Here is a 10,092-nt window from a genome sequence, read left to right as displayed (position 1 = left end):
ACTCCTTCCATCTCCGCCTCGGGGCGCAGCTGGACCCGGTGACGGAGTGTCGGGAGAGCGAGTGCCTTCACGTCGTCGGGGATGACGTAGTCACGGCCCGTCAGCCAGGCCCAGGCCCGGGACGTGGCGAGCAGAGCCGTGGCACCGCGAGGCGACACGCCGAGCGTGAGGGACGGGGATTCGCGGGTGGCCCGGCAGATGTCCACGACATAGGCGGTGATCTCGGGCGAAACGGTCGTCTTGGCGACGGCGGCGCGTGCGGCCTCGAGGTCCTCGGCGCTCGCCACGGGGCGTACGCCGGCGGCGCGCAGGTCGCGCGGGTTGAAGCCCGCGGCGTGGCGGGTGAGGACGTCGATCTCGTCCTGGCGGGACGGCAGAGGGATCGTCAGTTTGAGCAGGAATCGGTCCAGTTGTGCTTCGGGAAGGGGGTACGTCCCCTCGTATTCGACCGGGTTCTGCGTCGCGGCGACCAAAAAGGGCTCGGGGAGTGGACGCGGCGTGCCGTCGACCGTGACCTGGCGCTCCTCCATGGCTTCGAGGAGGGACGACTGGGTCTTGGGCGGGGTGCGGTTGATTTCGTCCGCGAGGAGGAGGTTGGTGAAGACCGGGCCCGGTTGGAAGGAGAACTCGGCGGTGCGGGCGTCGTAGACGAGAGATCCCGTGACGTCGCTCGGCATCAGGTCCGGTGTGAACTGCACGCGCTTGGTGTCGAGTTCGAGGGCCGACGCGAGCGCGCGGACCAGCAGCGTCTTGGCGACGCCCGGGACCCCTTCCAGCAGGACGTGTCCACGGCACAGCAGAGCGACGACGAGGCCGGTCACGGCGGGGTCCTGGCCGACCACGGCCTTGGCGATCTCGGCGCGCAGGGCCTCCAGGGAGGCGCGGGCCGCGCCCGGATCCCCGGCGGTCCCGGCGTTGTCAGTGGTCGGGTCCATCATGGACGGCGTACCTCTCTTTCGAGGGCGTCGAGTTGGTCGGCGAGGGCGATCAGGGCCGCGTCGTCGCCGGGCGGCGGGCCGAAGAGGAGGGAGTGCAGGGACTGTCCGCCGCCGTGCAGATGGGCGGACAGAGCGGGGAGCAGGGCCTCGGGCGCGTGCGCCTGAGCGAGGGGGATGCCTACGAGGGGGGCGAGACGGGTGCGGGTGGTGGATCGCAGAGCGGAGGCCGCGCGGTCGCGGGCGTCGGCTTTGCGGTAGAGGCGGGCGCGGCCTTCGACGGTTTCGGAGGCGCGGATCGCGACGGGGAGTTTTTCGGGGACGAGCGGGCCGAATCGGCGTGCCCGCCACAGCGCGGCCAGGGCTGCGGCGATGAAGAGCTGCAGCGTGCCCCACAGCCAGCCCGAGGGGAGCAGGTCGAGGAAGCTCTGGCCGCCCGATCCGGTGGCCGAGGTGTCGGAGAGCGAGGGGAGGTACCAGACCAAGTGGGAGCGGGAACCGAGCAGTTGCAGGGCGAGCGAGGCGTTGCCCTGCTCGCCGAGGCGGTTGTTGTAGAGGATGTCGGGCGCGCCGAGGACGACGGTGTCCCCGGCCCCGGATGCGGCCGGGATGCGCACCAGGGTGGGCAGACCGCCGCTGGGGTAGCAGCCCTCCGCGCGGGCATCGCTCGTGCGGTAGCGGACCCCGCCCGTGTCGGCGGTGCCCGCGCGACGGGCCTCGGGCAGCTCACAGACGGGCGCCAGTGTCGATTCGAAACTGACGGCGGGGTCGGCGGAGACGCCGGGAGCCAGCGTGCCGGCGGACGTCTCCGGAGCGACCAGGATCGTCCGGCCGCCGGTTTTCTGCGTCGCCTGGTGCAGCAGGCTCTGTTGACGGTGCGTCAACTGATCGGGTGCGGCGACCAGGAGCGTGGTGCCGGTGCCGACAGCGGCGCGCGCCTCGTCGAGGGTGGTGACCACACGCGTGGACACGCCCCGGTCGGCGAGGAGCCGGGTGACGGCGTGGCTGCCGGACGGGTCGGCGGAGCGCGGGTCGAGGCGGCCGTGGCGGTCGCCGGATCGGATCAGGGCGATCACGACGGCACCGATCAGCAGGAGTACGACGGCGAGCAGGACACCGCGTGTCCGGGTCCACAGCTGGCGCACGGTGGGCGAGGCCGACGTGGAGGCGACTGGGGCCTCGGCGGTCATCCGGCGGCTCCCTGGCGGGTGTTGCGGGCCGCGCTGGGGGCGTTGCCGGTGAGGTGGGGCTTGGCGCGTTCCAGGTCGTCGTCGAGGACGGCGAGCCGGCGGTACATTCCTTCGCCCGCGGCCCGACCGCCGTATGTGACGTCGTCGAAGTCCCGGGCGGCGACGCGGAGCCGGTCCGCGTGGTCGGGAAGGGCGCGGCCTGCCTCGGATGCCGCCTCGTCGGCGGTGCGCCCTGGGCGGGTGTCGAGGAGGGCGCGTTCCTCCAGGGAGCGGACGACGGCGCGCATGCGTTCCTGGACTGCCTGGTTCCAGTGGTCCTGGGCGGCGTGCGCCGCGGCGGCCGAGCGGTGTTCGGCGGCGCTGCGGGGCCGGTCGTCGAAGAGCGTGGCGGACGAGGTGGGCACGCGGCGCGGCGTGCCCAGGCGCCACCACAGGGCCGCGACGAGGGCCAGGACCACCACCACGATGACGAGGAGGCCGACGGGGCCTCCGGGCGTCGCGGTGGAGGCCTCGGCGAAGAGCCGGTCCAGCCAGTCCCAGAAGGCGTTCAGGGCGCGCTGCAGCAGGCCGGGGTCGTTCTCGTGGTACATCCGTTTGGACAGCTCGCGCCGGGCCGCCTCACGCGCGGGGTCGCGCGGGATCGTCACCGGTGGTCCGTCGCCCGAGCGCCACAGCACCGGTGCGGCTCTCAGTACTCCCCCCGTCAGTCTCACCCCGTCAGCTCCCCGCGGTGGTACCGGGGACGTCGGAGCCGTGGCTCTGCAGGCCGGCGGCGCGGGCCAGCTCGAGGTCGAGGGCCTCGCGGCGGATGCGCTGGTCGATGTAGAGCAGCACGGTGACCCCCGCGGTGATGGGGAACGTGATCACCCGTCCGATCACCGAGCCGAGTCCGCTGATGATGAGGAACGTCCAGCCGGGGTGCCCGGTGGAGCCGCCCATGAGGCTGCCGAGGCCGTCGCCGCTGAAGACCCCGGCCATGAGGGTGAAGGGGATCACGACGATCGACGCCACGATGCCCGCGATGACCTGCGCGAGCAACTGGATGCCGAAGACCCGCCACCACGAGCCGCGCACCAGCTTCACCGAGCGGCTCATCGCCTTGCGGATGCCCTGCTTCTCCAGCATCAGCGCGGGCGAGGCGAGCGAGAAACGGATCATGATCCACAGAGCGACCACACCGGTGCCGAGGCCGCCGAGGAAGGCCAGCGACACGCCGGCCGCGGTGGACCCGGACCAGGCGATGAGGATGCCGGGCAGTGCGCCCACGGCGACGATCGTCATGGCCATGAGCGGCAGCAGGATCGTGAGCCCGCCGAGCCGGGCGAGCTGCGGGCGGGCGTCGCGCCAGGCCTCGGCGGCGGTCACCGGCCTGCCGAGCACCGCCCTGCTGGTGACGGCCGTGAGCAGGGCCGTGGCGATGATGGTGCCGAGCAGCACCAGCAGCATGACCACGGCGGAGCCCAGCAGCGCGTCGCCCAGCGCGCGGCTCACCTCGCTCATGGAGGCGCTGGGGTCGTTGAAGGTGTTCGTGTCGGTGGTGTCCTTCAGGACGAGGCCCTGCAGCAGGATGACCACGGTCTCCGTGACGACCGCGACGGTCAGCGAGATGCCGAGGACCGTGCGCCAGTAAGTGCGCATGGTGGAGACCGCGCCGTCGAGGATCTCGCCGACGCCGAGCGGGCGCAGCGGGATGACGCCGGGCTTGGCCGCGGGCGGCGGGCCCCAGGCACCGCCCCAGCTTCCGTAGCCGCCGAACCCCTGCTGGGGTGCGCCCCAGCCACCGCCGGGACCTGCGTGGCCGCCCGGAGCGGCGGGAGGACGGGCGCCCCAGCCAGGGCCGGGCGGAGGTGGTGGCGGGGCCTGGCCGGGGCCTTGAGGCTGAGGAGCGGTCCACTGTCCGGGCGGGGGCTGCGCCTTGGACCACGTGGCCGACGGCTGCGGCTGATCGGTACCGCTCTGGTCCGAGGGCTGCTCCGGGGTCTGCGCGCCGGGGACGTCCGGCTGCCGCCCGTCGGAGGGGGAAGATCCGGGCGAGGCCCAGCCCGGAGTGTCGTTCATCGTCGCTCCTTCACGGTGCCCGTCCGCGGTCGCGGCGGCGGGTTGGCAGCCATCGTGCCACGCTGTGTCCGCCGGGGAACCGGGGGTGGTGCACGCAGCATGCCTTCAATAGTCGGCGGTGTACGGGGCAGACTGACCGCATGGCTGATCAGTACGCGCGATCCGGCGAGGAAAACGGGGCGGTTGCGATACCGGCGATCCGCTGGGAGGAGCCGCCCGAAGGCCCGGTTCTGGCGCTTCTCGACCAGAGAAGGCTGCCGGCCGAGGAGGTGGAGCTCGTGTGCACGGACGCGTCCGCGCTCGTGGACGCGATCCGTACGCTCGCCGTGCGCGGGGCACCGCTGCTCGGGATCGCCGGTGCCTACGGCGTGGCGCTCGCCGCCGCGCGCGGTTTCGACGTGGACGAGGCCGCCGCCGCGCTCGCGGGCGCCCGGCCCACCGCGGTGAACCTCGCCGTCGGCGTGGGCAGGGCCCAGGCCGCGTACCGGGCCGCGCTCGGCGACGGCGGTGACCTGCGGCAGGCCGCCGAGGCGGCGCTCGCCGCCGCGCGGGCGCTGCACCGTGAGGACGCCGAGGCCAGCGCGCGGATGGCGCGCCACGGCCTGGCGTTGCTGGACGAGCTGCTCCCGGGCGGCGGGCACCGCCTGCTCACGCACTGCAACACGGGTTCGCTGGTCTCCGGCGGGGAGGGCACGGCGTTCGCGGTGGCGCTGGCCGCACACCGGGCGGGGCGGCTGCGCAGGCTGTGGGTGGACGAGACGCGTCCGTTGCTGCAGGGTGCTCGACTGACGGCGTACGAGGCGGCCCGCAACGGGATGGCGTACACCTTGCTCACGGACAATGCGGCGGGCTCCCTGTTCGCCGCGGGCGAGGTGGACGCGGTACTCATCGGGGCGGACCGGATCGCGGCCGACGGCTCGGTCGCGAACAAGGTGGGGAGCTACCCGCTCGCCGTGCTGGCCCGGTACCACCACGTGCCGTTCATCGTGGTGGCGCCGGTGACGACGGTGGATCCGGAGACACCGGACGGGGCGTCCATCGAGGTGGAGCAGCGGCCCGGGCACGAGGTGACGGAGTTCACCGCACCTCAGGTGCAGGTGGCTGGAGCGGAAGCGGGAGGCGGGATACCTGTGGCACCCCTCGGGACCCAGGCGTACAACCCGGCGTTCGACGTGACGCCTCCGGAACTGGTGACGGCGATCGTCACCGAGGAGGGCGTCGCGTCGCCTGTGACGGCCGATTCACTCGCTGCGCTGTGTGACAGGTCACGCCAGGTAACGATTTAGTTAATGGGATGATGTGGTCCATGAAGGGACGAGTCCTTGTCGTCGACGACGACACCGCACTGGCCGAGATGCTCGGCATCGTGCTGCGTGGTGAAGGTTTTGAGCCGTCTTTCGTAGCCGACGGTGACAAGGCGCTGGCCGCCTTCCGTGAGACCAAGCCCGACCTGGTGCTGCTCGACCTGATGCTGCCGGGTCGGGACGGCATCGATGTGTGCCGTCTGATCAGGGCGGAGTCCGGGGTGCCGATCGTGATGCTCACCGCCAAGAGCGACACCGTGGACGTGGTGGTGGGCCTCGAGTCCGGCGCGGACGACTACATCGTGAAGCCGTTCAAGCCGAAGGAGCTGGTGGCGCGCATCCGGGCGCGGCTCCGCAGGTCGGAGGAGCCTGCGCCGGAGCAGCTCGCCATAGGTGACCTCGTCATCGACGTGGCCGGCCACTCCGTGAAGCGCGACGGGCAGTCGATCGCGCTGACCCCGCTGGAGTTCGACCTGCTGGTGGCGCTGGCGCGCAAGCCGTGGCAGGTGTTCACCCGCGAGGTCCTGCTGGAGCAGGTGTGGGGCTATCGCCACGCGGCGGACACCCGCCTGGTGAACGTGCACGTCCAGCGGCTGCGGTCGAAGGTCGAGAAGGACCCGGAGAAGCCGGAGATCGTGGTGACCGTGCGTGGCGTCGGCTATAAGGCCGGGCCGAGCTGACCATGAGCCAGGACAGTGCCGCTCCGGCGCCCGGCCGGCCCGGAGCCCACCCGGGGCGGCCTGTCGGTCGGCGGACGACGCGCTCGGGGTGGGAACGGTTCTTCGAGGGCGGGCTGCTTCAGGGCGGAGTCCACGGCAGCCCGGTCCTCCGGCTCGTCATGCGCTGGGTGCGCCGCCCGCTGCTGCCGATGATGAGGCTGTGGCGGCGCAACATCCAGCTTCGGATCGTCGTCACCACGCTGCTGATGTCGCTCGGCGTGGTGCTGCTGCTGGGCTTCGTCGTCATCGGCCAGGTCCGCAACGGTCTGCTGGACGCCAAGGTGAAGGCGTCGCAGAGCCAGGCCGTCGGTGGGTTCACCGTCGCCGGGCAGAGGGCCGACAGCGCGGCCGGCGCGAGTGACGGCAACGACAACTCCGGCACGGGCAACAACCCGGTGCAGAACGTCAGCGGGTGGATGAGCGACCTCGTCGAGTCCTTGTCCAGTGGTGGTCAGGGTGCCTTCGACGTGGTCACGCTCAGCACTACCGCCGCGGACAACGACAACCGCGGCCTCGGTCCGCGCGCGTCGGGCGGGGTGGATCCGAGCCAGAGCGTGCCGGAGGACCTGCGCAAGCGCGTCGACGCCGGTATGGGCGTGGCCCAGAGCTACACCCGCATCGTCTACACCGACAGCGGCCGGGCCACCCAGCCCGCGCTGATCATCGGCAAGCAGATCAACGACCCGAACGGCGACCCGTACCAGCTGTACTACCTCTTCCCGCTCACCCAGGAGGAGAAGTCCCTCAGCCTGGTCAAGGGGACGCTCGCCACCGCGGGGCTGTTCGTCGTCGTACTGCTCGGCGCCATCGCCTGGCTCGTGGTGCGCCAGGTCGTCACCCCCGTACGCATGGCCGCGGGCATCGCCGAACGGCTGTCCGCCGGGCGCCTGCAGGAGCGTATGAAGGTCACCGGCGAGGATGACATCGCGCGCCTGGGCGAGGCCTTCAACAAGATGGCGCAGAACCTGCAGCTGAAGATCCAGCAGCTGGAGGACCTGTCGCGCATGCAACGGCGGTTCGTCTCGGACGTGTCGCACGAGCTGAGGACGCCGCTGACGACCGTGCGGATGGCGGCCGACGTCATCCACGAGGCGCGCGTCGACTTCGACCCGGTGACCGCGCGGTCGGCGGAACTGCTCGCCGACCAGCTGGACCGGTTCGAGTCGCTGCTGGCGGACCTGCTCGAGATCAGCCGGTTCGACGCGGGTGCGGCGGCGCTGGAGGCCGAGCCGATCGATCTGCGGGAGGTCGTGCGCCGGGTGGTGAGCGGGGCCGAGCCGCTCGCCGAGCGCAAGGGCACGCAGATCCGGGTCGTCGGCGACCAGCAGCCCGTCGTGGCCGAGGCGGACGCCCGGCGTGTCGAGCGGGTGTTGCGCAACCTGGTCGTGAACGCGGTCGAGCACGGCGAGGGCAAGGACGTCATCGTCAAGCTCGCCGCGGCGGGCGGCGCGGTCGCGGTCGCGGTGCGCGACTACGGCGTGGGGCTCAAGCCCGGGGAGGCGACCCGGGTGTTCAGCCGCTTCTGGCGTGCGGACCCGGCACGTGCGCGTACCACCGGCGGTACGGGCCTGGGGCTGTCCATCGCCCTGGAGGACGCGCGGCTGCACGGCGGCTGGCTGCAGGCGTGGGGCGAGCCGGGAGGGGGTTCGCAGTTCCGGCTGACGCTGCCGCGGACCGCGGACGAGCCGCTGCGGGGCTCTCCGATACCCCTGGAGCCGCTGGACTCACGGCGCAACCGCGGTCTCGGCGACGCCGGACTGCCGCAGGGCGGCTCCGGCAAGCGCGCCACGGTGCCCGCGCAGTCGACCGGTGAGAAGGCGGGGACGCGTGACCCGATCGCGCCGCGGCTGACCGTGACGCCGACCGCGGACCCGACGGCGATGCCCGGCAGCGGGGCGCGCGTCGTGCCACGGCCCGCCGGGGGTTCGCGACGCCCGGACGACAGAACACAGGAGCCGCCGAGGGGTGGCGGCGGACCCGACGAGCGTGAGCAAGGGGAGGCGTTTCGTGGGCGCTGAGGGGGGCGGCCGGCGGCGTGCGCTGCTGAGGGGGGCGTACGCCGGCCTTGGTGCCGTACTGCTGGCCGCGTGCGCCTCGATGCCGGACAGCGGGGATCTGCAGGGGGTCGAGTCGACGCCCCGGCAGGACGCGCAGGTCCGCGTCTTCGCGATGCCCCCGCGTGAGAACGCCGGGCCGGCGGAGATCGTGCAGGGCTTCCTGGAGGCGTTGACCAGCGACGACCCGCAGTACGAGACGGCACGCAAGTACCTGACGGCTGCCGCGTCGCGCGGGTGGGACCCCGATGTGTCCACCACGGTGCTCTCCGACGGGCCGAACACGGTGCCCGAGCACCCCCGGAGCCGGGAGGCGGGGGACGACTACATGTACGCGCTGACCGGCACCAAGCTCGCGAGGGTGGACGAGCAGCACGCCTACACGCCGGACTCGGGGGCGTACAGCGCCACGGTCCACCTGACGCTGGTGAAGAAGACCGGACAGTGGCGCATCGACACCCTGCCGCAGGGCGTGGTGATGGGCAGGTCCGACTTCCAGCGCAACTACGTGTCGGTCAACAAGTACTACTACGCCGCGAACGTGCCCGCGGGGGAGGGCGGACAGCTGAGTGCCGTCGCGGACCCGGTGTACGTGCGCAGCAAGGTGGACCCGGTGACGTCCACGGTCCGCGCACTGCTGAAGGGCCCCACGCGCTGGCTGGACCCCGTGGCGACCTCGAGTTTCCCCTCGGGCACGGCACTGCGGAAGGACGTCACCTCCCTGTCGCCCGACGACCAGAACAAGCTGACGGTGCCGCTCAACGACAAGGCCGACCGGGTCGGGGCGACGCAGTGCGGCAGGATGGCGGCGCAGCTGCTGTTCACCCTGCAGGACCTGACGCCCACGGGCGTGAGCCAGGTGGAGCTGCGCGGCTCGAAGGGCACGAAACTGTGCTCGCTCAACGAGGACCGGGCGAAGGTCATCGCCACGCACGGCACAGGCCGGCGACCCGAGTACGAGTACTTCATCGACGGCAGGCAGCGGCTGGTGCGCCTGCCCAGCGGCAGCGCCTCCAAGCAGCCCCAACCGGTGCCGGGCCCGCTCGGCGAGGGAGAAAAGCCGCTGCGCGCGGCCGCCGTCTCGCGGGACGAGGAGACCGCGGCCGGCGTCTCTGCCGACGGGCAGTACCTGTACGTGGGCTCGCTGGCGGCGGGCGCCCCGCTGGGGAACGCGGTGGTGATCAGTGGCGGCGCGTCGAAGCAGGACCGGCTGACGACTCCCAGCTGGGACGGCGGGGGCGACCTGTGGGTGGCCGACCGTGACCCGAGGCGCCCGCGGCTGGTGATGCTGCAGCAGGGCGCGGGCACGCCGGTGGAGGTCCGTACACCGGGCCTCGACGGGCGGATCGACGCGGTGCGGGTGGCGGCCGACGGTGTGCGGATCGCGTTGATCGTGGAGAAGGACGGCAAGACGTCCCTGCAGATCGGGCGCATCGAGCGGGCCGGCGAGCGAGGCGGACAGCCTGCCGTGTCGATCCTGGAACTGCACTCGGTGACCCCGCAGCTGGAGGAGGTCAAGGCCATGTCGTGGGCCGGTGACAGCCGGCTGGTGGTGGTCGGCAGCGAGGCCGGCGGGGTGCAGCAGATCCGGTACGTGCAGGTCGACGGCTCGACGCCGGTGGGCAATCCACCCGCCTCGCTGACCGGCGTGAAGCAGATAGCGGCGTCCGAGGACGAGCGGCTGCCGCTGGTGGCGTACTCGGAGGACGGAATCGTGCGCCTGTCGTCCGGGGCTCAGTGGCAGAAGGTGGTCAAGGAGGGGACTGAGCCGGTCTATCCGGGGTGACGCCGCGCGCCCCGAGCAGGACTGCGCGCCGGTGGTTCGACGGTCG

The 10,092-nt window shown here is 72.4% G+C and carries 8 protein-coding genes; 4 read left to right on the top strand and 4 right to left on the bottom strand.

Going from position 1 to position 10,092, the window contains the following annotated elements; translation table 11 throughout:
• The 4 genes from C3488_RS19640 to C3488_RS19625 all read right to left on the bottom strand — a co-directional run.
• Positions 1–935: MoxR family ATPase (locus tag C3488_RS19640; protein WP_103841156.1), on the bottom strand; the 935-nt coding region annotated here is incomplete at its 3' end.
• Positions 935–2,125, bottom strand: a complete 1,191-nt coding sequence (locus C3488_RS19635) for a DUF4350 domain-containing protein (protein WP_103841154.1) — start codon at positions 2,123–2,125, stop codon at positions 935–937. The genes C3488_RS19635 and C3488_RS19640, both read right to left, overlap by 1 nt.
• Positions 2,122–2,838, bottom strand: coding sequence for a DUF4129 domain-containing protein (locus C3488_RS19630; RefSeq protein ID WP_103841152.1), 717 nt, complete (start codon positions 2,836–2,838; stop codon positions 2,122–2,124). The genes C3488_RS19635 and C3488_RS19630 overlap by 4 nt, the downstream gene beginning before the upstream one ends.
• 4 nt (positions 2,839–2,842) lie before the next feature.
• Positions 2,843–4,183 (bottom strand): glycerophosphoryl diester phosphodiesterase membrane domain-containing protein, encoded by a 1,341-nt coding sequence (locus C3488_RS19625; protein ID WP_103841150.1) that lies wholly within the window; start codon positions 4,181–4,183, stop codon positions 2,843–2,845.
• Positions 4,184–4,323: 140 nt separating this feature from the next.
• Between C3488_RS19625 and mtnA the strand changes: the two genes are divergently transcribed.
• From mtnA to C3488_RS19605, 4 genes are read left to right on the top strand one after another with little or no spacing between them, the layout of a single operon-like run.
• Positions 4,324–5,469, top strand: a complete 1,146-nt coding sequence (gene mtnA, locus C3488_RS19620; RefSeq protein WP_103841148.1) for an S-methyl-5-thioribose-1-phosphate isomerase — start codon at positions 4,324–4,326, stop codon at positions 5,467–5,469.
• Between the two features lie 8 nt (positions 5,470–5,477).
• The gene (mtrA, locus tag C3488_RS19615) at positions 5,478–6,167 is read left to right on the top strand and encodes a two-component system response regulator MtrA (RefSeq protein ID WP_308460676.1); all 690 of its coding nucleotides are present in this window, start codon (positions 5,478–5,480) and stop codon (positions 6,165–6,167) included.
• 2 nt (positions 6,168–6,169) lie between these two features.
• On the top strand, positions 6,170–8,224 hold the full coding sequence (gene mtrB / locus C3488_RS19610) for an MtrAB system histidine kinase MtrB (RefSeq protein ID WP_103841144.1): 2,055 nt from the start codon (positions 6,170–6,172) through the stop codon (positions 8,222–8,224).
• Complete coding sequence (locus C3488_RS19605) at positions 8,214–10,046, top strand: LpqB family beta-propeller domain-containing protein (protein WP_258053513.1); 1,833 nt, start codon at positions 8,214–8,216, stop codon at positions 10,044–10,046. Before mtrB ends, C3488_RS19605 begins: the two co-directional genes overlap by 11 nt.
• The last annotated feature ends 46 nt before the right edge of the window (positions 10,047–10,092 follow it).

This window comes from Streptomyces sp. Ru72, assembly GCF_002920635.1.
Classification (GTDB): domain Bacteria; phylum Actinomycetota; class Actinomycetes; order Streptomycetales; family Streptomycetaceae; genus Streptomyces.
This window is presented reverse-complemented; position numbering and strand designations above follow the sequence as displayed.

Excerpts from the sequence above, each read along its gene's own strand:
- C3488_RS19635 (WP_103841154.1), bottom strand. The coding sequence starts at position 2,125 with ATGACCGCCGAGGCCCCAGTCGCCTCCACGTCGGCCTCGCCCACCGTG.
- C3488_RS19625 (WP_103841150.1), bottom strand. The coding sequence starts at position 4,183 with ATGAACGACACTCCGGGCTGGGCCTCGCCCGGATCTTCCCCCTCCGAC.
- mtnA (WP_103841148.1), top strand. The coding sequence starts at position 4,324 with ATGGCTGATCAGTACGCGCGATCCGGCGAGGAAAACGGGGCGGTTGCG.
- mtrA (WP_308460676.1), top strand. The coding sequence starts at position 5,478 with ATGATGTGGTCCATGAAGGGACGAGTCCTTGTCGTCGACGACGACACC.
- mtrB (WP_103841144.1), top strand. The coding sequence starts at position 6,170 with ATGAGCCAGGACAGTGCCGCTCCGGCGCCCGGCCGGCCCGGAGCCCAC.